Origin of the sequence: Blastomonas sp. AAP53 (genome assembly GCF_000331245.1) — a bacterium.
Classification (GTDB): Bacteria; Pseudomonadota; Alphaproteobacteria; order Sphingomonadales; family Sphingomonadaceae; genus Blastomonas.
This window is the reverse complement of the sequence record NZ_ANFZ01000006.1, coordinates 272,204-294,695: the sequence shown is the minus strand read 5'-3', so window position 1 is coordinate 294,695 and position 22,492 is coordinate 272,204. Positions and strand designations below refer to the sequence as shown.

Sequence of the window (22,492 nt, the reverse complement as noted above, 5' to 3'; positions counted from 1 at the left end):
AAAGCAATTTGTCGCGGGCCTGCCAAGGTGGATTCGCGAGTCGGGCGCAATTGTGCCGCGCAGCCTGCCATACCCTTGCCAAGCCCCCGGCGCAGCGCCACCTAGAGCCGATGCTTCCTCGCATCCAGTCCATCGCCACTTTGGTTCCGCCCCATGCGATCACCCAGCACCAGGTCCGCGATGTCGTGGCGAGTGCGAGCCCGCGCGGACTGCCTGCGCGCGTCGCGGCAATCTATGACACCACCGGGGTCAACAGCCGCGCGATCGTGCAACCGCCCGAATTCTATCTGGGCGCGGCCGATTTCCCGCAGCGCAACGCGGTCTATCTCGCCGAGGGGCAAAAGCTGCTCGAACGCGCCGCGACCGAGGCGCTGGCCAAGGCGGGGCTCGCACCCGACCAGATCGACGCCATCGTCTGCGTCTCCTCCACCGGAATCGCCACGCCATCGATCCCCAGCCAGATGCTTGCCCCCATGGGGTTCCGCGCCGATGTGCAATGCCTGCCGCTGTTCGGCTATGGCTGCGCGGGCGGCGTGCTCGGGCTGCAGGTCGCAGGCGATCTGGTGCGCGCCGATCCGCAGCGCCGCGTACTGCTGCTGACAATGGAGCTGTGCTCGCTCGCCTTCCGCTTCGGCGATCTCGAGAAAAAGGCGATCATCGCTTCCACTTTGTTCGCCGATGGCGCGAGCGCGGTGGTGCTGTCTGCGGACGGCGACGGCCCTGCCCTCGGCAATTTCGCGCAGCACACCTGGCCCAGCAGCCGCGCGATGATGGGCTGGGATGTCGACGCCATGGGCCTTGGCCTCATCCTGTCGCGCGACCTGCCCAGCTTCGTGCGCGAGCATTTCGTGCCGGTGGTCGATGGTTTTCTGGCGCGCGAGGGGCTCGACAAGGCGAGCCTCACCGAACCTGCGTGCCATCCCGGCGGACGCAAGGTTGTCGATGCGCTCGAAGAGTGCTTCGAACATCTGCCGCAAGGGCTGGCGGTGACGCGCGCGGTGTTGGCCGATCATGGCAACATGTCCTCGCCCACCGTCCATTTCGTGCTCGAGCGGATTTTGGCGACCGGGGAGACCGGTCCGCTGCTGATGACTGCGCTCGGCCCAGGCTTTACCGGCGCGATGGGAGTGCTGCACCGATGATGCAGGCGCCCGAACTTGCGCAATATGTGTGGGCGCCCGGCTGGGCGGCGGCATGGGTGGTACTGGGGCTGCTGACGGCGCAAAGACTGCTCGAACTCGTCTACGCGCAGAAGAACACGAAGGCGCTGCTGGCGCGCGGCGCGGTCGAACATGGCCGCGCGCATTATCCGCTGATGGTCGCCATTCACGCGAGCTTCCTGCTCGCGCTGTGGCTGAGCACGCCACCAGACGCACCGATGCTGTGGCCGCTGCTCATCATCTTCGCCGCCTTGCAGATCGCGCGGCTGTGGGTGCTGGCGACATTGGGGCCGTACTGGACGACGCGGATCATTTCTTCGCCCGATTTCCCGCGGATCAGCGGCGGGCCGTACCGCCTGGTCAAGCACCCCAATTACTGGGTGGTGACGCTCGAAATCCTCACGATTCCGCTGATCTTCGGCCATGTGCAGATCGCTTTGCTGTGGACGTTGCTCAACTTCGGCATCCTGTTCGTGCGCATCCGGACGGAGAACGCAGCGCTGGCGCAGCGGGGCCCGCAAAAATCTGTCGCCTGACCGCTGATGCCGTCCTAATGTACCGGGCTACACGGTTCGTTTGGACACACAGATACATGCGCCATATCGTCGGCCTGCTGGCCAGCTCTGCCTTGCTGCTCACCGGTTGCGGGGGAGGAGGCGGCGGCAGTGCATCATCGCCAACGCCGACGCCGGTTGCCTCCGCCCCTGCCCCCAGCCCGACGCCCAGCTCGACCTGCTCGCTCGCCAGCCGCCAGACCTTCGCGCGCGAGGTGCTCGACGAATGGTATCTATTCCCCGAACTGCTGGTGACCAGCGCCAATCCGAACAGCTTCACCACGGTGCAGGGCTATATCGACGCGCTCACCGCCACCGCGCGGTCGCAGGGCAAGGACCGGTTCTTCACCTTCATCACCTCGATCGCCGAGGAAAACGCCTTTTTCGCCAGCGGAGCGAGCGCCGGGATCGGCATCCGACTGGCGATCGACACCCCTGCCCGCCGCGTGCTGATCAGCGAGAGCTTCGAGGGCGCGCCAGGGCTGGCCGCCGGCATTGACCGGGGCGACGAGATCCTCGCGATCGGCACCAGCAGCGCCAATCTGCGCAGCGTGGCAGACATCATTGCGGCGGAGGGCTCTGCCGGAATCACCAACGCGCTGGGCCCCAGCACCGCTGGCACCACCCGCCTGCTGCGCGTCGCGCGCGGCGGCGTATCGCGCGAGGTCAGCGTGACCAAGGCGGACTTCGATCTGCCCGCCGTGTCGAGCCGCTATGGCACGCGCATCATTCAGGATGGTGGCCGGCAGATCGGTTACATCAACCTGCGCACCTTCATATCGTCCGCCGACGCGCCGCTGCGCCAGGCCTTCGCCAGCTTCCGCAGCGCCGGGATCAGCGAGTTCATCATCGATTTTCGCTACAATGGCGGCGGGCTGGTTTCCACCGCCGAGCTGATGGGCGATCTTCTGGGCGGCAATCGGACAAGCAGCGACCTGTTTTCGGGGCTGCGCTTTCGTGCCTCCAAGAGTTCACAGGACGAGAACACGTTCTTTGCCCCGCGCGCCGAGTCGGTGAGCCCGGTGAAGATCGCGTTCATCGGCACCAGCGCCACGGCATCGGCCAGCGAGCTGGTGGTCAATTCGATGGCACCCTATCTCGGCCGCAACCTGGCGCTGGTCGGCGGCAACACTTTCGGCAAGCCGGTGGGCCAGATCGCGCTCGACCGCAGCGCCTGCGACGACCGGGTGCGCGTCGTCGCGTTCCGCTCGGTCAATTCGCGCGGCGGCGGCGATTATTTCACCGGGCTTGCCAGCACGCTCGATGTCACCTGCCAGGCGGCGGACGACCTCACCCGGCCCCTGGGCGATCCGCAGGAAGGCTCGATCCGTAGCGCTCTCGATTTTCTCGCCGGGCGCAGCTGCACCGCGATCGCGTTGAACGGACCTGCAGGCAACATTTCCGGCCAGTCGGCCATCGGCGCGCAATCGCAGCACGGCATGATCGCCAGCGACCGCGAACTGCTGGTGCCAGCTGCACCGACGCCGGCGCAGCGCGAGGTGCCGGGGCTGTTTTGACCTCTCCCTCCCCTCCCGCGCGCCGGAGGGGAAAGCAATGGCGCGTCGTCATAAAACTGCCACCGCACCACAATCACTGGTGGCATCACGTCGCGTGCTGGCCTAGATAGCGCGCCAAGCGGGGAGTCGCCCGCGGCCCATCAACCGACCCGGATCGCTGATCATGACCTCATCCCCCCGCACCATCGCTCTGGCATCCGACCATGCTGCTGTCGGCCTGAAGGCAGAGCTTGCCGCATGGCTGCGCGAGCAGGGTCACACCGTGACCGATCTGGGACCGGAAACCACCGATAGCGTCGACTACCCCGATTACGGCTTCAAGCTGGCTGATCATGTCGCATCGGGCGCGGCGGAATTCGGCGTCGCCTTGTGCGGATCGGGTATCGGCATTTCGATCGCGGTCAACCGCAATCCGGGCTGCCGCTGCGCGCTTGTCTCCGATCATCTCTCCGCCAGCCTTTCACGCCAGCACAACAACGCCAATGTCATCGCCATGGGCGCGCGGCTGATCGGTATCGATACCGCCAAGGATTGCCTTGCGACCTTCCTGGCCACCCCGTTCGAAGGTGGCCGGCATGAGCGGCGCGTCGCCATGCTCACCCCGGCCTGATACCTCACCCCCCAGTTCCAATTCCAATCCCTGCCCCTGATGGAGCCTGCCATGTCCACCAATCCCGCGATCAACGAAATCCGATCCACCGGCTTTTTCAGCGAAGGTCTTGCCGTGACCGACCCTGCCGTGGCCGCCGCCATCGCCAAGGAAGTGCGCCGCGAGAAGAAACAGATCGAACTGATCGCATCGGAAAACATCGTCTCCAAGGCGGTGCTCGAGGCGCAGGGTTCGGTGTTCACCAACAAGTACGCCGAGGGCTATCCCGGTAAGCGCTATTATCAGGGCTGCGAGCCTTCGGACGATGTCGAACGCCTGGCGATCGACCGCGCATGCCAGCTGTTCGATTGCGCCTATGCCAATGTCCAGCCGCATTCGGGTGCGCAGGCCAATGGCGCGGTGCTGCTGGCGCTGATCAAGCCCGGCGATACCATTCTGGGCATGTCGCTCGACGCTGGCGGCCATCTCACCCATGGTGCGCGGCCTGCAATGTCGGGCAAATGGTTCAACGCGATCCAGTATGGCGTGACCCCCGATACCCACCTGATCGATTATGACGAGGTCCGCCGCCTGGCGCTCGAGCACAAGCCCAAGCTGATCTTCGCAGGCGGCTCTGCCTATCCGCGCCACATAGATTTCGCCAAATTCCGCGAAATCGCCGATGAAGTGGGCGCGTACTTCCAGGTGGATATGGCGCACTTTGCAGGGCTGGTCGCAGCGGGCGTCCATCCCTCGCCCTTCCCGCACGCGCATGTCGCCACCACCACCACGCACAAGACGCTGCGCGGCCCGCGCGGCGGCATGATCCTGACCAACGACGAAGCGCTGGCCAAGAAGTTCAACTCCGCCGTGTTCCCCGGACTGCAGGGTGGCCCGCTGATGCACGTCGTGGCTGCCAAGGCCGTCGCATTCGGCGAAGCGCTGACGCCCGAGTTCAAGAGCTATTCGCGCGCGGTGATCGACAACGCCAAGGCGCTGGCGAGCCGGTTGAAGGAACGCGGCGCGGACCTGGTGGCGGGCGGCACCGACACGCATCTGGCGCTGGTTGATCTGCGTCCGCTGGGCGTCACCGGCAAAGATGCCGATGAGGCGCTCGAGCGCGCCGGCATCACCTGCAACAAGAACGGCATCCCGTTCGATCCGCTGCCGCCGACCAAGACCAGCGGCATCCGCGTCGGCAGCCCTGCGGGCACCACGCGCGGTTTTGGCGTCGCGGAGTTCCGGGAAATCGGTGACATGATCGCAGACGTGCTGGACGGCCTGCGTCAAAAGGGCGAACATGGCGATCCGGAAGTCGAGGCTGCGGTGCGCGTGCGTGTCGAGGCCCTGTGCGACCGGTTCCCCATCTACCCGGAGCTTTGAACCATGCAGAATCCTGATGATCCGAACAACAAGGGCGACCTGATCGGCGATGCACGCGAGGAAATCGTGGGCATGGCCAAGCAGGGCATGGCGCACCCATCGACCAAGCCGGTGCTCACCGCAGGCGCGATCGGTGCAGTCGCGGGCGCGGTATTGCCGGTGGTCAGCTGGCCAGTTGGCCTGCTCGCGGGCGCGGGCTTCATGCTCTACAAGCGCCTGCGTCCCTAAAGGGCATCTGCTAAACAATGAGATGCCCATTTTGCGCGCACGAAAACAGCCAGGTCAAGGATAGCCGCCCCACCGAAGACGGGGCGGCTATCCGCCGTCGCCGCCAATGCGAAAGCTGCGGCGCGCGCTTCACCACGTTCGAACGCATCCAGCTGCGCGACATCATGGTGGTCAAGAGCGAGAACCGGCGCGAGCCGTTCAACCGCGCCAAGATCGAAAAATCGGTCGCAGTCGCCTGCCGCAAGCGCGGGATCGACCAGGAACGGATCGACCAGCTCGTCTCGGGCATCCAGCGGCAGATCGAAACCTCGGGCGAGAACGAGGTCCATTCGCGCGATATCGGCGGGATGGTGATGGACGGGCTGCGCGTGCTCGACAGTGTCGCCTATATCCGCTTCGCCTCGGTCTATCGCGATTTCAGCGAGGCGAAGGATTTCGAGGAGTTCGCCAGCACCGTCAAGGACGTTGGCGGCGGCGGCGGGGGCGGCGCCTGACCATGCCATTTCATACCTATATCCTGCGCTGCGGCGATGGCTCGTATTTCGTCGGCCACGGCGAGGATCTGGAGCGTGATGTCGCCGCGCATCAGTCGGGCACCGTGCCTGGCTATACCAAGTCACGCCAACCGGTCGAACTGGTGTGGAGCGAGGACTTTGCCACCGCTGACAACGCCAACGCCGTCGACAGGCAGATCAAGGGCTGGAGCCGCGCCAAGAAAGAGGCGCTGATTCGGCAGGACTATGCCGCATTGTCCGAACGCGCGCGCAAGATGCTGCTCGGCAAGGCCAAGGCAGCGCGCAACCTTCAGTCCGCCAAAGACGCAACGCCGGGCGACCTGCGCAAGCCGATCGTCATCCTGGTACGGCCGCAACTGGGCGAGAACATCGGCAAGGCCGCGCGCGCGATGCTCAACTTCGGGCTGACCGAAATGCGGCTGGTCGCCCCGCGCGATGGCTGGCCCAACCCCAGTGCAGGCCCGGCGGCCTCGGGCGCGGATATCGTGCTGGAACAGGCGCAGGTGTTTGAGACGGTCGCCGATGCGGTGGCCGACTGCAACCATGTCTATGCCACCACCGTGCGCAAGCGCGGGGTCACCAAGCCCGTGGTTACGCCTGCGGTCGCTGCAGAGCAGATCGTCAGCGCGCCGGGACGCAGCGCGATCCTGTTCGGGCCGGAGCGCTCGGGGCTGGAGACCGAGGACGTCGCCATCGCGCACGCCATCCTCACCGTGCCGATCAACCCGCAGTTCGGATCGCTCAACCTCGCACAAGCGGTAATCCTGGTCGCGTATGAATGGTCGAAGACCGGCGGCGGTGATGCGGTGTCATCCCCGACCGAGGTCGAACTCGATCCCCCCGCGCCGATGGAGGAACTCGACGGCATGTTCGAGCAGCTGTGCACGATGCTGGAGGCAAAGAACTATTTCTTCCCCGAAGGCCGCGCCTCGATGACCCGGCGCACCTTGCGCAACCTGCTCACCAAACCGCACTGGAACAGCAACGAGGTTCGCACCTTCAGAGGCGTGCTGAGCACGCTGGCCAAGGACAAGCGCAAGCCGGTGGAGTGATCAAGCAGTTGAGCTTGACCACATCCGCTCAGCCTGAGCCTGTCGAAGGCCCCGCGCCCTCGGGGGCGGAATAGCGGGGGCTTCGACAGGCTCAGGCTGAGCGGATGTGGGTGGCAGCAAGTGACAAGGTCAACCCTACCCCTACCGCCGCAACAATTCCCAATGCTCGCCCTCATACGCTATCGAGGCTTCCACCAGCCGCTCCCAGAAATCGGCGACCAGCCCCACGGGTACGCCGGCGTCGAATGCGGCGGCCTTGGCCTGGGCGATGACTTGCGCCTTGCGCGCCTCGTCGCGGACCATGCCGCGTTCGGGCTTGATCCGGGCAGCGGCGCGCATATAGCCGAAGCGGGTTTCGAGAAGCGCGACCAGTTCGCGGTCGAGCGCGTCGACGCCCGCGCGGACATCGGCCATGGTCATGCAGTCTTCGGGCGATTTGATAATGTCTGACATGGCTCCCGCATAAAGGCCTGCCCGGCCCCTGTCGAGGCGGGTCGGGGCATTGAGCGGCGGGTTGACTCTTTGTCCCCGTGTCGCCATAGGCCGCGCTTCGCAATTGGCCCTGCACCCCCGGTGAAGCAGCGGCCGCACGAGGCATGTTTGGCAACGTGGCGCGAACCCGGGACAAACCTGGCCCTTTCGGGACCGGACCCGCCCGATCCTTCGGGCAGCAAATTGGAGAAACACACGTGTCGAAGCGTAACAGTTCGAAGTACAAAATTGACCGCCGCATGGGCGAGAACATCTGGGGCCGCCCCAAGTCTCCCGTCAACAAGCGCGAATATGGTCCCGGCCAGCACGGCCAGCGTCGCAAGGGCAAGGTTTCGGACTTCGGTCTGCAGCTGCGCGCCAAGCAGAAGCTCAAGGGCTATTACGGTGAAATCACCGAAAAGCAGTTCAAGAAGAACTATACCGAAGCCAGCCGCATGAAGGGCGATACCAGCCAGAACCTAATCGGTCTGCTGGAACAGCGCCTCGACATGGTCGTCTATCGCGCCAAGTTCGCGCCGACCATCTTCTCGGCTCGCCAGATCGTCAGCCATGGCCACATCCGCGTCAACGGCGTGAAGTGCAACATCGCATCGCGCAAGGTGAAGCCGGGCGATGTCGTGTCGCTGGGCAAGAAGGCGCAGGAAATGGCTCTGGTCATCGAAGCACAGGGCCTGGCCGAGCGTGACATCCCCGATTATGTCGCGCCCGATGGCACCGACAAGATCACCTTCACCCGCATTCCGACGCTCGACGAAGTGCCGTATCCGGTGAAGATGGAACCCAATCTGGTCGTCGAATTCTATTCGCGCTGATCCGGGTCCAACCCAACGCATTACGAAAAAGGCGGGCCTCACGGTCCGCCTTTTTTGTTGCCTTGCCTATCCGCCGTTCTGCTCGATGAGCGAACGGCCGCAGCCAGCCGCAATCCTATCGCAGACAGGCAATAAAAAAGCGGACCAATGGCCCGCTTTTTCATTCGCCTGAAATGGCGCGAGCCATCCCTGCGGTGATTAACCTACCGTTTCAGCGTCGAAGAAGAACAGCGCCTGGCTGATCGCTGCGCGCACTGTGTTGCGGTGGAACGGCTTGGTGATGAGGAACGCCGGTTCGGGACGTTCGCCGGTCAGCAGGCGTTCGGGGAAGGCGGTGATGAAGATCACCGGCACGTCGATTTCGCGCAGGATGTCCGCCACCGCGTCGATGCCTGAACTGTCGTCGGCCAGCTGGATGTCGGCCAGGACAAGGCCGGGCTTGGAGAGCCGCGCCTGTTCCACGGCCTCGTCACGGGTGACTGCGATGCCCGTGACATCATGGCCCAGATCACGCACGATCGTCTCGATATCCATCGCGATGATCGGCTCGTCCTCGATGATAAGGACGCGCGCCTTGATCTGGCTGTCGATCTCGCTCAGCGCCTCGGACACAAGGCCCGAAACGGTGCGGTCGTCCAGACCCATCAGATAGGCCGTATCCGAATTGGAGAACCCCTCCATCGCGGTGAGCAGCAGCGCCTGGCGCGACAGCGGCGGGATGCGGCCCAGCCGCTGCTCGGCCATCAGCACGCGCGCGTCATCATCCGCATCAGGGTAGGCATCGAAGCTGTCCGATTCGTGGCGGTCATCATGGGTCGAACTCCAGATCACCTGAAAGACCCGGTACAGCCCAAGGCGGGCATCGACATCGCTGGGGAACTGGTCCGGCGCGGCAATGATCGCCTGCAAAGTGGCCTTCACATAGGCATCGCCATGATGCTGATCACCGGCAAGAGCCCGGCTGTAACGCCGCAAAAGCGGAAGATGGGGAGCGAGCGTCTGGCCCAGGGACATGAATGGAAACTCCTTTATCGGCTGACGCCGTGTCTATGGTCTTTGACCACCCGTGTCAAAACCGGGTTGGCCGCAAGGATGCCGAATGCGAAAGGTGACAAACCGAACCTCAGGGAAGGAACAATCTGCGCCGCAGTTTGTTTCCTCGTATGAGACGTTTATGCACAATCCCGCACGATTTTGCGGGCTTGGCAGGGTTGGGACGGCTTGCTAAGCCCATTTTGGGACGGAAATTCAACAGGCGGGATGGGATGCTCGTGCATCGTAAAAATGACGATCAATCTGGCGCACAGAAGCCTTTAGTCGTCAGCGCAGATGCGGATGCAACGACGGAGCAGGCGAGTCCGGCCACTCCGACGGCCACTCCCCTGCCCGGCGTTACCGACGAGGACGGCAGTGCAGGCACAGGTGAAAACAGCCTGGGCGACGACGGCAAGACACACATGATCGGCGACGCGCTCAAATCGGTTTACCAGCGCACGTTGGAAGAGGAGATTCCAGACGACTTTCTGGATTTGCTCAAGCAGTTGAAATAATGCCGACCAACAGCCGGGCTAAGCTTCCCTACCTGGCGCCGATTGCGCGCCTTTCGATTGGCACCAGACTTTTCCTTATTCTCGCGGTGGCGCTTTTGCCGCTTGCGCTGGGGTCTGTCATCGCCAACCGCAGCCTGGCCGAAACGGCCACCGATGAGCGCAACCGGCTGCTCCAGAAGAATGTCGATGACGCCGCGTTGCGTCTCGATGTGGCTGTTCGGAACGACCTCGCCATCCTGAGTGCGGCTGCGTCCCAGATTGCGCTGGGGGAAGACCCGGCAAAGATTTGCCTGAACCTGCGTGAACAGCTTGGGGCGCAAAAGACCCGCTTTGCTGCGTTGCTCTACACCACTAACAGCGGCGCGCCTTCTTGTCAGATCGGCGCGGTACCCAGAGCGCTTCGTGACGTCGGCGCTGACGCCGCCTCTCCTGCTGTCACGCTGTCTCCTCAGGCTAACGGCGCAATCTTCACGACGCGCGGACGAGTCTCGGTTGCCCGGGCGGTGGCGTATTATTCGTCCGACAGCCTGTTCGGGCTGGCAAATCCCGTCGATGACGTGCCTTTGTCGCAGTTCGAATTGCGGACCCAGGCAACCGTGCTGCCGCTTACCGTCATTCCATCAAACTGGCAGCGGCGGCTGAACGCGCTGATGACGGCACAGGGTGATATTGCCGGTTTGAAACTGGACCTGCGCTATGTCCGGCCCACGCAAAGTCCGCCGGAATTTCTGGCGCAGATCATTCCCTTCATCACCCTGTTGGCAGCGGCGATCATTGGCTGGCTGGTGGTGAACCTCATGCTGATCCGCCCGCTGACCCAGTTGCAACGCAAGGTACGCCAGTACGAGACGGGTGAGCAACTCGCCCCGATGGCGCGCACCGCATTCAACGCCAGCGAAATCCAGGAGCTGGATCAGGGCTTCGTCGCGCTGGCGCACAAGGTGTCGGTGGATCGCGAGGCGCTCGACGAGGGGCTGAAACAGCAGATCATGCTGACCCGCGAGGTGCACCACCGCGTCAAGAACAACCTGCAGATCATCGCCAGCCTGATCAACCTGCATGCCCGCACCGCCGATTCCGCGCAGGCCAAGCTTGCCTATGGCAAGATCCAGCGCCGGGTCGACGCGCTTGCCGTGGTCCACCGCAACCATTTCGCGGGAACCGAACACAACGAAGGCATCAACCTGCGCGCGCTGGTAGGCGAATTGGCGGGCAGTTTCGAGCATGCCGACAATGGCCATAACGGGGACAGTCCGGATATCATGATCGATATCGACAATGTCCATGTCAGCCAGGACGTCGGCGTGCCGATTGCGTTTCTGCTGACCGAAATCCTCGAGCTGATCCACCTCACCCGACCCGAGGCGACGATCCGGATTTCCGCGGTGCGCAAGAGCGATGAACCGGCGAAAATTGTGCTGCGGGTCGCGTCACCCGCACTGGGGCCGAACCCGGAGCTCGAAGCGATGCTCGCCGATGGCATCGACCGGGTGATGACGGGCTTGGCCCGTCAGCTGCGTGCACCGCTCGATCGCGATACCGCGTTCGAGTGCATCGCCATCGCCGTACCGGTGTTCGTGCCCGCAAAGGCCTGAACCCGCAGACTTCAGCCCTTGGCGTAATATCGTGTGCGAAAATCGTTCCCGAAGGCACTCATCCGTCCCTCTGCGATCGCGCTGCGCATCCCGACCATCAGATCCTGATAGAACCGCAGATTGTGTTCCGTCATCAGCATTGCGCCCAGCATTTCGCCAGACTTAACCAGATGGTGCAGATAGGCGCGGCTGAAGCGCGTGCACGCGGTGCAGCCGCACGCCTCGTCGAGCGGGCCCAGATCTTCCGCATGGCGCGCGTTGCGGATGTTGATCGGCCCATCCCAGGTGAACGCCTGGCCGTTGCGGCCCGAGCGGGTGGGCAGCACGCAATCGAACATGTCGACTCCGCGCTCGACCGCCCCGACCAGATCATCGGGCTTGCCCACGCCCATCAGATAGCGCGGCCTGTCGTCGGGAAGCTGGCCGGGGGCATAGTCGAGCACGCCGAACATTGCCTCCTGCCCCTCGCCCACCGCCAGACCGCCGATGGCATAGCCGTCAAAGCCGATATCGCGCAGCGCATCAGCGGACTGACGGCGCAGCTGCTCGTCGAGCGACCCCTGCTGGATGCCGAACAGCGCCGCGCGCTGCGCGTGCTCGCCGCCGCTGTCAAAGCCCTCGCGCGAGCGGCGCGCCCAGCGCATCGAGCGCTCCATCGCCGCCGCCTGAACATCGCGCTCCGCCGTCGCAGGCACCAGCTCGTCAAACGCCATCACGATATCCGAGCCCAGCAGCCGCTGGATTTCCATCGATCGTTCGGGGCTGAGCATGTGCCGCGACCCATCAAGATGGCTGCGGAACGCAACGCCCTCTTCGGTCACTTTGGTCAGCGCGGACAGGCTCATCACCTGATAGCCGCCGCTGTCGGTGAGGATCGGGCGCGACCAGTCCATGAAGCTGTGCAGGCCGCCGAGCCGGGCCATCCGCTCCGCACCCGGACGCAGCATCAGGTGATAGGTGTTGCCCAGAATGATATCCGCACCCAGCGCGCGCACCTCGGCAGGCTTCATGCCCTTGACCGTGGCAGCCGTGCCGACCGGCATGAACGCGGGCGTGCGAATGGTGCCGCGTTTCATGGCAATCTCGCCCAGCCGCGCCTTGCCGTCGCGTGCGGTGATAGAATAGGCGAATCTGGGCTGGTTGTCGGTCATGGCGGCGGCCTCTAGCGATTTTGAACCGACGGGGCAAAGGTTTGACGATTCGCGTGGCCTATGTCAGCGATTGTCTGGACCAACGCAAACAGGATGCCGCACCATGTCGCCCAACACCCGCCTGACCGCCCTCGCCTCTGCCCTGATCGCCGCGGCCTCGCTTGCGGCCTGCTCGTCGGAAAAACCCGCACCGGCCGAAGAGACGAGCGCCAAGGCGATCGACAAGGCCGCGACCGAACTGGCCGCGCAGGAGAAATGCTATGGCATCGCGCTCGCCAAGCAGAACGATTGCGCCGCCGGCCCCGGCACCAGCTGCGCCGGGACTTCGACGGTCGACTATCAGGGCAACGCCTGGAAGTTCACCGAGGCAGGCGAATGCGAGCCGATGGGCGGCTCACTGACCGAAGTTGCGGACAACGATCCCCCGGTTCCAGCCAAGGGCTGAGCCGTCAGAACACCGCCCTGGGCGCAGGCTCTTCCATCATCGCAGCGCGCACCATCGGGATCGGCGGGCCGCCGTAAGACAGGAAGGCATCGTGGAACGCCTTCCACGCCTCGCGTCCGCCCTTGCCCGCGGTCCAGTCGGCGCGCAGCTTGCGGATCATCAGCTTGCCGAGCGTGTAGTTGAGATAGCCCGGATCATAAGTGCCGCGCAGCGCCTGCTGCCGGGCATTGCCCTCGTCGATATAGCATTGCTCGCGGAACATGGTCAGCGACTGCTCCACGCTCATTCCGCCGGTGTGCAGGCCGATCGCCGACAGGTAACGGCAGTTGCGCAGCAGCGCGTTGGCCAGCTGGCCGATGTGGACCTCGGGATCGCCCTTGCCGAGCCCTGCTTCCCACATCATCTCCTCGGTATAATGCGCCCAGCCCTCGGCATAGGCATAGCCGACGAACAGCCGCCCGAAGAACGACTTGGCGCGGTTGGCGTGGAGGAAGTTGAGGAAGTGCCCCGGCCAGACCTCGTGCACGCTGGTGAACAGCAGGTCCTTCTTGGGCGGGATGTATTCGGCCTGCACCTCCGGCGCCCATGAGGGGTCGGGCGGCGAGATGTAATAGACCGATGGCAGGCCTTTCTCATACGGCCCGGGAATGTCGATATAGGCCGAATTCTGGCGATTGTACGGCGGCGATTCCTCGACCTTGGCCTCTTCGGTTCCCGGGATCGACACCAGATCCTTGTCGACCAGAAACGCGCGCAGATCGGGCAACTGCCGCCGCGCTTCGGCCACGGGGCCGTCCTCGGGCTTGTCGAGCGACAGCTTGGCCATGCAGTCGGCCATGCTCGCGCCGGGTGCGAACTGCGCGCAGGCTGCAGCAAGCGCGTCCTGATTACGCTTGAGGTCCGCCTCGCCGATCGCCTTCAACTCGGCAATGGGCAGATCGACCATCTCGGTGCTTGCCAGCATCTTGCCGAACAGGTTGGGGCCCAGCGCGTAGCTGGCCTTGGCGGTCGTCTTCTGCGCGGTCAGCCAGTCCGCCAGTCCCTGCATCGACTTGCTCGCCTCGGCGGTAGCGGACTCCAGATCGGCCTTGACCGCCTCGTCGCCGACATCGGCAAACGCGGCGCGGGCATCGCCGGTGAAGAAGGTCGCATATCCGGCAAAGGCGTTGACGCCATAATCGATCGCATAAGGGTCGAGCGGGGTCTTGAGGTTCGCGCGAATTTGTTCGGCCGCCTTGGGGATGCCGCGGGCATAAGCGATGAACGCCTTGGCACGAGTGGTAACATCCGTATAGGGCCGGGTTACATAGACCGAAGGGTCGAGCGTCCCGGCATAGAACGCCGGGTTGCGGCGCGGCCAGTCGGCGTCCTTGAGCCAGAACAGCTCGCCGCGCACGACCGCGATCAGATAATCGCGCTCGAACCTCTGCTCGGCACTCAGCTTGGCAGCGTCCATCGCCTCGGCATCAGCGAGCGTCTTTTCGAGAAACGCAACCTGATCGGCCAGGCCTTGCTCGGACCAGTCGGGCAGCTTGCCATCGAACTCGTGCCGCCCCTGGTAGACAGCGAAATCCGGGTTGCGCGGGAAATAGCCGGTGAGGAAGGTGTCGACGAACTTGCCCCAATCGGACGCGGTATCGATCCCTATGCTCTTTTCGGCAGGGGTTTCCGGGTCGGCAGGCACGGTTCCACACGCCGTCACCATCACGGCGAGCGATGCTGCAGCAAGAAGCTTTTTCGACCAGTTCATGCGCGACCTCGCGAGATTGTTGCGACGCAGACCCTTCCCGTTCCGGGAAAGAGTCTGTTTGTCATCCATTGCTGACACCAAGCGAGATGCTTGGGAAGGGATTTTCTTTCGCAGTCGCACAACGTGCGCGCAGGGTACGGTCAAGTTCATCTTGCTTGCCGCCCGCTGTCCGCTCGCCTACCGCACCGGAATGGATCAGGTTGCCGCACCCCACCCCTTCACCATCGCCAATTACCGTGCGTATTGGCTGACGCGGCTGGCGTCGATGCTTGCGCTATACTGCATGATGCTGATCGTCGGCTGGCAGGCATATAATATCGCGCGCGAGACGATGGACATCGCTGCCAGTTCGGCGCGGTTGGGCATGATCGGGCTGCTGCAGTTTGCGCCGCTGTTCGTGCTGACCCCGCTGGTCGGGTGGATCGCCGATCGCATGGACCGCCGGTTTGTTGCCCGCACGGTGCTGTTCTGCCAGGCCTCGATCGCCGGAATTCTCGCCTGGACCACCGCCAACGACCTCATCACCCTGCCGATCCTGTACCTGATCGCAGCCCTGCTCGGCACATCACGTGCCTTTCTGGGCCCCTCGCTGAGCGCGCTGGCGCCCAATCTGGTGCCCAAGGCATCGCTGCCGCAGGCGATCGCGCTGTCATCAATCGCCTGGCAGTCGGGGATGCTCGTCGGCCCCGCGATCGCAGGGCCGCTCTACGCCATCCGCCCGGAACTGCCCTATATCGTCAGCGCCAGCCTCTATGCGCTGGCAGGGCTGGCCATGCTCACCGTCGGTCCTGTGCCGCGCACGATCATGGACAAGGGCAAGGGACCGATTGCCCAGATCATCGACGGCATGGCCTATGTCGGGCAGAACAAGCTGGTGCTGGGCGTGATCACGCTCGATCTGTTCGCGGTGTTCCTGGCAGGTTCCACCGCCCTGCTGCCGGTGTTCGCGCGCGACATATTGCAGGTGGGCGAGCAAGGGCTGTCGCTGCTGGCGTCGGCACCGGCCGCAGGGGCCGGGCTGGTCGCACTGATATTCTCGTTCCGCCCGATCCGCACCAATGTCGGCAACAAGATGCTGGCCAGCGTCTTCCTGTTCGGGCTGGTGACCATCGTCTTCGGCTTCAGCAAGATCCTGATCGTCTCAATGGCGTGCCTGTTCATCGCAGGCGCAGCCGACATGTTCAGCGTCTATGTGCGCCAGTCGCTGATTCAGCTCAACACGCCGGATGACAAGCGCGGCCGGGTTTCTGCGGTGTCACTGCTTACCGTATCGGCGTCCAACGAACTGGGCGATGCCTTTTCCGGCATGCTCGCCTGGCTGATCGGTCCAGTGGCAGCGGTTGTGGCAGGCGGCAGCGGTGCTATATTGATCACAGCGCTCTGGGCCCGGCTGTTTCCGCAGATCGGCGCAGCGCGCAGCTTCGATCCTGCCGAGGAAGAAGCCAGCACCCATTCTCCAGCGCCGGAGACCACGGCGCCCTCTGCAGGAAAGACACCGATATGATCGCAGCCAGCATTCTCGAGACCATCGGCAAGACCCCGCACGTCCGCATCAACCGCCTGTTCGGAGACGCGCAGGTGTGGATCAAGTCGGAGCGGACCAATCCGGGCGGATCGATCAAGGACCGTATCGCGCTGGCGATGATCGAGGCGGCTGAGGCGGATGGCTCGCTGCAGCCCGGCGGCACGATCATCGAGCCGACATCGGGCAACACCGGCGTCGGCCTGGCCATGGTCGCAGCGGTCAAGGGTTACAGGTTGGTGCTGGTGATGCCCGAGAGCATGTCGATCGAGCGGCGGCGGCTGATGCTGGCCTATGGCGCAACCTTCGACCTGACCCCGCGCGAAAAGGGCATGAAGGGCGCGATCGAGCGCGCACAGCAGCTGGTCGACCAGACACCGGGATCGTGGATGCCGCAGCAGTTCGAGAACCCGGCCAACATCTCGGTGCATGTCCGCACCACCGCGCAGGAGATCCTCGCCGATTTCGCCGATGCTCCCATCGACGTGATGATCACCGGCGTCGGTACCGGTGGCCACATCACCGGTTGCGCGGAAGAGCTGAAAAAGCACTGGCCTGCGCTCAAGGTGTTCGCGGTGGAGCCGGGCCTGTCCCCGGTGATTTCGGGGGGCCAGCCCGGCCCGCACCCGATCCAGGGGATCGGCGCAGGGTTCATCCCCGGCAATCTGCACACCCGCCTGCTCGACGGCGTGATCCAGGTCGATCAGGCCGATGCCAAGGACATGGCGCGCCGCTCAGCCAGCGAGGAAGGGATGCTGGTGGGCATATCCTCGGGGGCCACGCTGGCCGCCATCGCGCAGAAGCTGTCGGACCTGCCCGCGGGATCGCGGATCCTGGGCTTCAACTATGATACCGGCGAACGCTATCTGTCGGTGCCGGACTTCCTGCCCGAATAAATCCCCGATTCGCGCACGCACGGCGCAGCAATGGAGCGTGCAGGCGTAAACACCAGCGGTACACTGGCGTCGCGGCGGCGCGTTTGTCTGTGCCATAATGGCAGCAAATGGCGCGCGCCTGCGCGGAACAATTCCATTTGTAAATCAAATCAGATATGTCCGATGTGAAGGTTAATGAAATCCAAAGCGGATGGATCGGCTAGACGGGGGCGGGTTTGCAACAGACGAACGCAGGACTGACCGATGTGCAGGTCAACTGTCTGCGGCTGGTGGCAGACGGTTATACTTCCAAGGAAATCGCCAAGCAGCTGGGCCTGACACCGATGACGGTCGATCAGTATCTGCACCGCGCCAAGAAGAGCATGGGGGCACCCGACCGGCGCACAGCCGCCCGCTGGCTTGTCGAAAGCCCGCAATCTGCGGCATTCAAACCATTTGAACTCAAATCGCCAGGCGTTGCCGACATGGCATATGCCGTGACACGTCCTGCTTCGTCAGAGGGAGACGATCCTCGCACGCCGACCACCAGCCAGTGGCAGACGCGCATCGGATTTCCTCCCCTTGGCGGCATCAGGACAACGCTGGACGGCGGCCAGAAGACTCAGGCGATCCTGCGCATTGCAGGTTTATCCCTGATCTACACAACGGCTTTCGCGCTGGTGTTGAGCGGCGCGCTCAAGGCGTTCAGCTGATCTGATGCATTGATTGGCAACCCAGGCACCGCCCGCGGTGCGTCAAGGAGATGAATCATGCATATCGATGGCAACGCTGTCCGCATCGTCGCAGGGGATACCCGCTCGTCCTTTGCAAGCTATGACCGGGCGCTTCTCGACGCCGCCCGGCTTTCGATGACCATGCTGGAAGCCAGTGCGCTTTCTGAAGTGCCCGCCCGCGATTCGCAGATTGCGCTGCGCACGATCCACGAAAGCACAGGTCATCTGATCTCGGCACGCGACAGCATGGTCAAGCTCGTCGGTCACCTGACGGCCATCAAGCGTCGCAGCGACCAGGCTCCGATGAGCGTCGGTTGCCCCGGTGAGACGCCACTTGCAGGGTCGCTCCAGCAAGATGCGCGTGAAGACGAGACCACATTCGGTTGACGCAAGGCACAGCGATGCGATGATCAGACGCCATGATTTCCATCATCTTCTGGTTGCTCGCATCGCTGAGCTGCGGCTTTGTCTGGCTGCACGGCCAGGCTGAGGGCAGAAAGGCCGTTGGCCTTTTCGTGATCGCGACCCTGCTCACCTGGGCCGCGCAGACCATGGACACGCAATGGCGGCAGACGCACTGGCCGCTGTTCACGGTCGATGCGGCCTATCTGGTCGCCGCCTATGTGTTTGCCCTGCGCAGCGACCGTTACTGGCCGTTGTGGATCACCGCCTTTCAGCTGCTGACCGTCGCCACCCATTTCGCAACGATCATCGCCCCCGATTATCTGCCCAAGATCTACTCGGCCGTCGCCACCTTCTGGGTGGTGCCGCTGCTGTTGAGCATGGTGGCAGGGGTGTATCTCGATCATCGCGAGTTCAGACGTCTGGTACCCCGTAATGACCCAGTTCTATTGCCTGATCCTCCTGCCTGATGCCGACAAGCAGCCCGCGGCTGCGTTGCTGGATTCGAACGAACCATGGAAGGCCAGGGCAGAAACGGCCAGCCGGTACCTGAAGCTGAGGGCCAATCGCGATGGCATAGCCGATGCACAATTGTTGTCCGACCCGGCGTGGGACATGCTGCTCGACCTGTTTGTCGGCCACATCACCGGGCGCGACATATCGGTGACCAGCGCGTGCCTGGCATCGCGGCGACCGGCCACCACATCTCTGCGCTATATCGACCGCATGGCGAGGGACGGCCTCGTGCGGCGGGAGAAAGATCCGCGCGATCACCGCAAGGTCTACCTGCGCATGACCGAAAAGGCTTTCCGCTCCGTCGCCGACTGGGTCGATGCACTCCGTGAGGAAATGGCAGCGGTCTGACCCGTCGCAACTGCAGGCGTTGATCTTTGGCCTGCGAATCATTGCCAACCTGTGCGACTATGACCGGCATTGACCGATGGAGGCGCACAATGCCCAGCCCGCGACCGCACGCATTGCACCAGGAGATCATCCAGACGCACGCCGCCGACGGCAAGCCGGTGTGCATCCGTTCGGTGCGCCAGTCCGATGAACTGCGGATGCGCGAGGGCATTGCCAAGCTTTCAGAACAATCCCGCTATCTGCGGTTCTTTTCGGTGCAACCGATGCCGTCCGATTCCGTGATCGAACGGCTGGTCGACGCAGACGGTCATGATCATATCGCCTGGGGGGCGATCCATGTCGATGGGCACGAAAACCCTGCAGTGGGCGCAGTCCACGCCATCCGCTGCGACGACCACCCCCGAATCGGCGAGTTTTCCGTCGCCGTGCTCGATGCCTATCAGGGCATCGGCCTTGCCCGCATGCTCACGACGGTGCTGCTGATCCATTGCGAGGTCGAGGGGATTTGCGAACTGGAAATCCAGACGTTGGCCGAGAACATGCCCGCGATCCGCTTCATCCTGTCGATCGGAGCGGAACGGCGGGAGACCGAAGCGGGAGTGATCGGCTATCGCCTCGCCGTCCGGCCTGCGATCCACAGAATCGCCAGCGCCCCGCAGCTTGTAGGCATGCGCGACATCATGACCGCGCTGGCGCGGTATATTCCGCTGGGAGACAGTCCGTGCGCGCCAGACAATTCGATAGCGCACAACTTGCCCGGACATTGATCAGCCAGACCCGGGCGGTGAATACCGGTCTATCGACGCGAGATTAACTTGCCCAAGTAGGCAGACGCACAATCAGTGTGGCGATCCAAAACAACGGCTTTCCATTCCCTCCAATACGGACTATCGATTGATCCATAATGGACCTTTCAAAAGGGCAAGGAACTATCATGGACGATCTCGAAACGCTGGTGTCTTTGACCGCCGATATTGTTGTCGCACATGTCAGCAACAACAAGCTGGCCAATTCGGAAATTCCGCAACTGATTGAGTCGGTGCACAGCGCGTTGGTCGGCATCAGCAAGGGCGAGACCGTGCAGCCCGAAGCGCCGCAGGAGCCGGCGGTTCCGATCCGCTCCTCGATCAAGCCTGATCATCTGGTGTGCCTGGAAGACGGCAAGAAGCTCCGCATGCTCAAGCGCCACCTGATGGTGCACTACAACATGACGCCTGATGATTATCGCGCAAAATGGGGCTTGCCCCGCGATTACCCGATGGTCGCTCCCAGCTATGCCGAACGGCGGCGTGAACTGGCGCTGCAGATTGGCCTTGGCAAGCAGGGTCGTGGCGGCGGGCGCAAGAAGAAAGTCGTCTGACCTGACATCAGCCGCGCCGCTGGCGGCGCGGCGTGATTTGGCCGAGTAAAGCTCAGCATCTGACAGCAGTGATTGTCCACGCGCACTGTGCAAGCGCGTGGCTCATCCCGCAGACAATTGTCGCAAACCCCAACACAACGGGGCTTTGCCTCACCGTTGCTGCATGCCATGCTGGGGCAATACCGCCGGTGCCGTTTGCGGATCTGGAGTGAAGTCTTGACCAGCCCAGTGCCGCCCCTCTCCCGCACGACCGCCCTGGCGATCAGCTTTGCGGCGATGGTGCTGCTGGGTGCGCTTCTGCGGCAGACCGGAGAGGCCATCGGCGGCCTGCTCGACCTGACACTCGATGGCGCTTCGGCGCGAGCATTGATGGCGCAGTTCACCCCCTGGCAGCGCGACGTGCACGCCCATGCCACCTTGATCTACGACGGCCTGTATCCGCTTGCCTATGGCGCGTTCTTCACCGGGCTGGCACTGCGGCTGGCGGGTCCGTCGGCGCGCTGGGTGGCTATGGTGATGCTGGCCGGAATGATGGCGGATTATGCCGAGAACATCGTTCAACTGCTCGCGCTCAGCGGGCGTGCCGACTGGCTCGGTACCAAGATTGTGCTGACGCCGCTGAAGTTTGCGCTAACCGGAACGGCGGTGGTGACGACACTGGCGATCTCCGCGCGCACAGGTTTGCGAGCGCTGCGGACCTGACCGTAGTTCACACGCGGGCGCGGCCCCGAAACGCCCAGTTACCGATCGGCTCCCATGGCCCACCCTTGTAGAAATGCAGCGCCAGCCCGGTCATGGCGAGCGGGCGGGGGCTGAACCCGGCGGCCAGATCTGCATACAGCGCGCGTGCTTCGGCGGGTTCCACCTTGTTCTGCACCGTGATGTGGAGCCGCGGCACGCCCTGATCTTGCGCGGTAAGAAGACCGTGCAGTCCCTCGGCCATCATCTCGCGGATTGCCATCATCCCGGGCGAATGCACCCGATAGGCAACGCCCCGCCCCATGTGCATCACCTCGCTCAGTTGCGCTGGCGGGGCGGCAAATTCGGCGGCAAGCGCCCGGGTGCGCGCCACCACCTCCGCCTCGCAATGTCCGGGCAGATGGTGGAACAGCGTGATGTGTGCTGCAACGACGTTGCGCTCGGGCGGAAAATGCGTCCTGCGCAGGCCATCTGCCCAGGCCTGGTCGCCTGGGCCCATGCTGGCTGTCATGATGATCGGTTCGCGTCGCACGGCTGCAGCCTTATCGCGCATCCGGCCCTACGCAAAGGGGCGCGATGCATTGCTGCACCGCGCCCCCGCTTGCGACCCGTTAGGGATCAGTTGGCGAACCGGCTCAGGCCGGTTCTGTCTGCTTTGCCTTGATCTTGGCCAGCACGTTTTCCGGGGCGGTTTCGCCATAGGGATCGCTGTCCAGACCGTGATCGTTGATGCCGGGCTCTTCGAACCAGTCGGTGATCACGCCATTGTCGACAACCATGGCATAACGCCAGCTGCGCTCACCAAAGCCGACATGGTCCTTGCGGATCAGCATGCCCATGCGACGCGTGAAGTCGGCCGAGCCATCGGGAAGCAGCTTGACCTTCTGCACGCCCAGCGACTTGCCCCACTGGTACATCACGAATGCGTCGTTGACCGACACGCAGTAGATTTCGTCAATGCCTTCGGCCAGGAAGTCGTCATACAGCGCTTCAAAGCCGGGAACCTGCGAGGTCGAGCAGGTCGGGGTGAACGCGCCAGGCAGCGAGAAGATGACGACGCGCTTGCCTTCCAGCAGATCGCCGGTCAGCTGGTCCTGCCAGCGGAAGGGGTTCGGGCCCTCGATGCTGTCGTCGCGCACGCGCGTTTTCAGGCAGACATTGGGAACGTTACGACCGATCATGCGGAATCTCCTTGAACGATGGGGAATATGTTTTGCAGTGCAACATCTAGGGATAGCGCGGC

Annotated in this window: 27 protein-coding genes; 21 read left to right on the top strand and 6 right to left on the bottom strand. The window is 63.6% G+C overall.

Going from position 1 to position 22,492, the window contains the following annotated elements:
* The first annotated feature begins 110 nt into the window (after positions 1-110).
* The 8 genes from D618_RS0104400 to D618_RS0104365 all read left to right on the top strand — a co-directional run bounded on the left by D618_RS0104400 (position 111) and on the right by D618_RS0104365 (position 6,998).
* Positions 111-1,142, top strand: coding sequence for a type III polyketide synthase (locus D618_RS0104400; RefSeq protein ID WP_017670282.1), 1,032 nt, complete (start codon positions 111-113; stop codon positions 1,140-1,142).
* The gene (locus tag D618_RS0104395; protein ID WP_017670281.1) at positions 1,139-1,696 is read left to right on the top strand and encodes an isoprenylcysteine carboxylmethyltransferase family protein; all 558 of its coding nucleotides are present in this window, start codon (positions 1,139-1,141) and stop codon (positions 1,694-1,696) included. The genes D618_RS0104400 and D618_RS0104395 overlap by 4 nt, the downstream gene beginning before the upstream one ends.
* 56 nt (positions 1,697-1,752) lie before the next feature.
* Positions 1,753-3,231: a S41 family peptidase gene (locus tag D618_RS0104390; RefSeq protein ID WP_017670280.1), complete on the top strand. Its 1,479-nt coding sequence runs from the start codon at positions 1,753-1,755 to the stop codon at positions 3,229-3,231.
* Between the two features lie 163 nt (positions 3,232-3,394).
* Complete coding sequence (gene rpiB / locus D618_RS0104385) at positions 3,395-3,841, top strand: ribose 5-phosphate isomerase B (RefSeq protein ID WP_017670279.1); 447 nt, start codon at positions 3,395-3,397, stop codon at positions 3,839-3,841.
* Positions 3,842-3,892: 51 nt separating this feature from the next.
* Positions 3,893-5,203, top strand: coding sequence for a serine hydroxymethyltransferase (glyA, locus tag D618_RS0104380; RefSeq protein WP_026091275.1), 1,311 nt, complete (start codon positions 3,893-3,895; stop codon positions 5,201-5,203).
* A gap of 3 nt (positions 5,204-5,206) precedes the next feature.
* The gene (locus D618_RS0104375; RefSeq protein ID WP_017670277.1) at positions 5,207-5,431 is read left to right on the top strand and encodes a hypothetical protein; all 225 of its coding nucleotides are present in this window, start codon (positions 5,207-5,209) and stop codon (positions 5,429-5,431) included.
* Positions 5,432-5,448: 17 nt separating this feature from the next.
* Complete coding sequence (gene nrdR, locus D618_RS0104370) at positions 5,449-5,925, top strand: transcriptional regulator NrdR (protein ID WP_017670276.1); 477 nt, start codon at positions 5,449-5,451, stop codon at positions 5,923-5,925.
* Between the two features lie 2 nt (positions 5,926-5,927).
* A complete protein-coding gene (locus tag D618_RS0104365; protein ID WP_017670275.1) occupies positions 5,928-6,998 on the top strand; it encodes a TrmH family RNA methyltransferase in 1,071 nt (356 codons plus the stop codon).
* 141 nt (positions 6,999-7,139) lie between these two features.
* On the opposite strand, the gene D618_RS0104360 is transcribed toward D618_RS0104365, so the two are convergent.
* Positions 7,140-7,451 carry a chorismate mutase gene (locus D618_RS0104360; protein ID WP_017670274.1) on the bottom strand — a complete coding sequence of 104 codons (312 nt, stop codon included), beginning with the start codon at positions 7,449-7,451 and terminating at the stop codon, positions 7,140-7,142.
* Positions 7,452-7,687: 236 nt separating this feature from the next.
* Here D618_RS0104360 and rpsD point away from each other — a divergent pair, with 236 nt between their 5' ends.
* Positions 7,688-8,302 carry a 30S ribosomal protein S4 gene (gene rpsD, locus D618_RS0104355; RefSeq protein WP_026091273.1) on the top strand — a complete coding sequence of 205 codons (615 nt, stop codon included), beginning with the start codon at positions 7,688-7,690 and terminating at the stop codon, positions 8,300-8,302.
* Between the two features lie 198 nt (positions 8,303-8,500).
* Here rpsD and D618_RS0104350 read toward each other — a convergent pair whose 3' ends face one another.
* On the bottom strand, positions 8,501-9,316 hold the full coding sequence (locus tag D618_RS0104350; RefSeq protein WP_026091272.1) for a response regulator: 816 nt from the start codon (positions 9,314-9,316) through the stop codon (positions 8,501-8,503).
* Positions 9,317-9,567: 251 nt separating this feature from the next.
* Here D618_RS0104350 and D618_RS17625 point away from each other — a divergent pair, with 251 nt between their 5' ends.
* Both D618_RS17625 and D618_RS0104340 read left to right on the top strand, forming a co-directional pair.
* Complete coding sequence (locus D618_RS17625) at positions 9,568-9,852, top strand: NepR family anti-sigma factor (RefSeq protein WP_017670271.1); 285 nt, start codon at positions 9,568-9,570, stop codon at positions 9,850-9,852.
* 86 nt (positions 9,853-9,938) lie between these two features.
* Complete coding sequence (locus D618_RS0104340) at positions 9,939-11,447, top strand: sensor histidine kinase (protein WP_193746672.1); 1,509 nt, start codon at positions 9,939-9,941, stop codon at positions 11,445-11,447.
* Positions 11,448-11,458: 11 nt separating this feature from the next.
* Here D618_RS0104340 and tgt read toward each other — a convergent pair whose 3' ends face one another.
* Positions 11,459-12,598, bottom strand: coding sequence for a tRNA guanosine(34) transglycosylase Tgt (gene tgt, locus D618_RS0104335; RefSeq protein WP_017670269.1), 1,140 nt, complete (start codon positions 12,596-12,598; stop codon positions 11,459-11,461).
* A gap of 103 nt (positions 12,599-12,701) precedes the next feature.
* Here tgt and D618_RS0104330 point away from each other — a divergent pair, with 103 nt between their 5' ends.
* Positions 12,702-13,043 (top strand): DUF2282 domain-containing protein, encoded by a 342-nt coding sequence (locus D618_RS0104330; protein WP_017670268.1) that lies wholly within the window; start codon positions 12,702-12,704, stop codon positions 13,041-13,043.
* 4 nt (positions 13,044-13,047) lie between these two features.
* Here the strand turns inward: D618_RS0104330 and D618_RS0104325 are convergent, their stop codons facing one another.
* Entirely contained in the window at positions 13,048-14,793 is a 1,746-nt protein-coding gene (locus tag D618_RS0104325; protein ID WP_017670267.1) for a DUF885 domain-containing protein, read from the bottom strand.
* Positions 14,794-14,983: 190 nt separating this feature from the next.
* Here D618_RS0104325 and D618_RS0104320 point away from each other — a divergent pair, with 190 nt between their 5' ends.
* From D618_RS0104320 to D618_RS0104275, 9 genes are all read left to right on the top strand, one after another.
* Positions 14,984-16,297 carry an MFS transporter gene (locus D618_RS0104320; protein ID WP_017670266.1) on the top strand — a complete coding sequence of 438 codons (1,314 nt, stop codon included), beginning with the start codon at positions 14,984-14,986 and terminating at the stop codon, positions 16,295-16,297.
* The gene (gene cysK, locus D618_RS0104315) at positions 16,294-17,211 is read left to right on the top strand and encodes a cysteine synthase A (protein ID WP_017670265.1); all 918 of its coding nucleotides are present in this window, start codon (positions 16,294-16,296) and stop codon (positions 17,209-17,211) included. Before D618_RS0104320 ends, cysK begins: the two co-directional genes overlap by 4 nt.
* A gap of 215 nt (positions 17,212-17,426) precedes the next feature.
* Positions 17,427-17,903, top strand: coding sequence for a helix-turn-helix transcriptional regulator (locus tag D618_RS0104310; RefSeq protein WP_017670264.1), 477 nt, complete (start codon positions 17,427-17,429; stop codon positions 17,901-17,903).
* Between the two features lie 57 nt (positions 17,904-17,960).
* A complete protein-coding gene (locus D618_RS18920) occupies positions 17,961-18,311 on the top strand; it encodes a hypothetical protein (protein WP_017670263.1) in 351 nt (116 codons plus the stop codon).
* A 32-nt stretch (positions 18,312-18,343) separates the two neighbouring features.
* Entirely contained in the window at positions 18,344-18,796 is a 453-nt protein-coding gene (locus tag D618_RS17615; protein ID WP_017670262.1) for a hypothetical protein, read from the top strand.
* The gene (locus tag D618_RS17610) at positions 18,762-19,190 is read left to right on the top strand and encodes a winged helix DNA-binding protein (protein ID WP_017670261.1); all 429 of its coding nucleotides are present in this window, start codon (positions 18,762-18,764) and stop codon (positions 19,188-19,190) included. The genes D618_RS17615 and D618_RS17610 overlap by 35 nt, the downstream gene beginning before the upstream one ends.
* A gap of 89 nt (positions 19,191-19,279) precedes the next feature.
* Entirely contained in the window at positions 19,280-19,957 is a 678-nt protein-coding gene (locus D618_RS17605) for a GNAT family N-acetyltransferase (protein ID WP_017670260.1), read from the top strand.
* Between the two features lie 167 nt (positions 19,958-20,124).
* Positions 20,125-20,550 carry a MucR family transcriptional regulator gene (locus tag D618_RS0104285; RefSeq protein ID WP_017670259.1) on the top strand — a complete coding sequence of 142 codons (426 nt, stop codon included), beginning with the start codon at positions 20,125-20,127 and terminating at the stop codon, positions 20,548-20,550.
* A 216-nt stretch (positions 20,551-20,766) separates the two neighbouring features.
* The gene (locus tag D618_RS0104275; protein WP_152414525.1) at positions 20,767-21,252 is read left to right on the top strand and encodes a hypothetical protein; all 486 of its coding nucleotides are present in this window, start codon (positions 20,767-20,769) and stop codon (positions 21,250-21,252) included.
* A 7-nt stretch (positions 21,253-21,259) separates the two neighbouring features.
* Here the strand turns inward: D618_RS0104275 and D618_RS0104270 are convergent, their stop codons facing one another.
* The gene (locus tag D618_RS0104270; protein WP_017670257.1) at positions 21,260-21,802 is read right to left on the bottom strand and encodes a 2'-5' RNA ligase family protein; all 543 of its coding nucleotides are present in this window, start codon (positions 21,800-21,802) and stop codon (positions 21,260-21,262) included.
* A gap of 82 nt (positions 21,803-21,884) precedes the next feature.
* Positions 21,885-22,430 carry a peroxiredoxin gene (locus D618_RS0104265; RefSeq protein WP_017670256.1) on the bottom strand — a complete coding sequence of 182 codons (546 nt, stop codon included), beginning with the start codon at positions 22,428-22,430 and terminating at the stop codon, positions 21,885-21,887.
* Positions 22,431-22,492: the final 62 nt, after the last annotated feature.

Excerpts from the sequence above, each read along its gene's own strand:
- D618_RS0104375 (WP_017670277.1), top strand. The coding sequence starts at position 5,207 with ATGCAGAATCCTGATGATCCGAACAACAAGGGCGACCTGATCGGCGAT.
- D618_RS0104325 (WP_017670267.1), bottom strand. The coding sequence starts at position 14,793 with ATGAACTGGTCGAAAAAGCTTCTTGCTGCAGCATCGCTCGCCGTGATG.
- D618_RS0104400 (WP_017670282.1), top strand. The coding sequence starts at position 111 with ATGCTTCCTCGCATCCAGTCCATCGCCACTTTGGTTCCGCCCCATGCG.
- cysK (WP_017670265.1), top strand. The coding sequence starts at position 16,294 with ATGATCGCAGCCAGCATTCTCGAGACCATCGGCAAGACCCCGCACGTC.
- D618_RS0104270 (WP_017670257.1), bottom strand. The coding sequence starts at position 21,802 with ATGCGCGATAAGGCTGCAGCCGTGCGACGCGAACCGATCATCATGACA.
- D618_RS18920 (WP_017670263.1), top strand. The coding sequence starts at position 17,961 with ATGCATATCGATGGCAACGCTGTCCGCATCGTCGCAGGGGATACCCGC.
- D618_RS0104360 (WP_017670274.1), bottom strand. The coding sequence starts at position 7,451 with ATGTCAGACATTATCAAATCGCCCGAAGACTGCATGACCATGGCCGAT.
- D618_RS0104350 (WP_026091272.1), bottom strand. The coding sequence starts at position 9,316 with ATGTCCCTGGGCCAGACGCTCGCTCCCCATCTTCCGCTTTTGCGGCGT.
- D618_RS0104395 (WP_017670281.1), top strand. The coding sequence starts at position 1,139 with ATGATGCAGGCGCCCGAACTTGCGCAATATGTGTGGGCGCCCGGCTGG.
- glyA (WP_026091275.1), top strand. The coding sequence starts at position 3,893 with ATGTCCACCAATCCCGCGATCAACGAAATCCGATCCACCGGCTTTTTC.
- D618_RS0104265 (WP_017670256.1), bottom strand. The coding sequence starts at position 22,430 with ATGATCGGTCGTAACGTTCCCAATGTCTGCCTGAAAACGCGCGTGCGC.
- rpiB (WP_017670279.1), top strand. The coding sequence starts at position 3,395 with ATGACCTCATCCCCCCGCACCATCGCTCTGGCATCCGACCATGCTGCT.
- D618_RS0104365 (WP_017670275.1), top strand. The coding sequence starts at position 5,928 with ATGCCATTTCATACCTATATCCTGCGCTGCGGCGATGGCTCGTATTTC.
- D618_RS17610 (WP_017670261.1), top strand. The coding sequence starts at position 18,762 with ATGACCCAGTTCTATTGCCTGATCCTCCTGCCTGATGCCGACAAGCAG.
- D618_RS0104285 (WP_017670259.1), top strand. The coding sequence starts at position 20,125 with ATGGACGATCTCGAAACGCTGGTGTCTTTGACCGCCGATATTGTTGTC.
- D618_RS0104320 (WP_017670266.1), top strand. The coding sequence starts at position 14,984 with ATGGATCAGGTTGCCGCACCCCACCCCTTCACCATCGCCAATTACCGT.
- D618_RS0104390 (WP_017670280.1), top strand. The coding sequence starts at position 1,753 with ATGCGCCATATCGTCGGCCTGCTGGCCAGCTCTGCCTTGCTGCTCACC.
- tgt (WP_017670269.1), bottom strand. The coding sequence starts at position 12,598 with ATGACCGACAACCAGCCCAGATTCGCCTATTCTATCACCGCACGCGAC.
- D618_RS17615 (WP_017670262.1), top strand. The coding sequence starts at position 18,344 with ATGATTTCCATCATCTTCTGGTTGCTCGCATCGCTGAGCTGCGGCTTT.
- D618_RS17625 (WP_017670271.1), top strand. The coding sequence starts at position 9,568 with ATGCTCGTGCATCGTAAAAATGACGATCAATCTGGCGCACAGAAGCCT.
- D618_RS17605 (WP_017670260.1), top strand. The coding sequence starts at position 19,280 with ATGCCCAGCCCGCGACCGCACGCATTGCACCAGGAGATCATCCAGACG.
- D618_RS0104330 (WP_017670268.1), top strand. The coding sequence starts at position 12,702 with ATGTCGCCCAACACCCGCCTGACCGCCCTCGCCTCTGCCCTGATCGCC.
- nrdR (WP_017670276.1), top strand. The coding sequence starts at position 5,449 with ATGAGATGCCCATTTTGCGCGCACGAAAACAGCCAGGTCAAGGATAGC.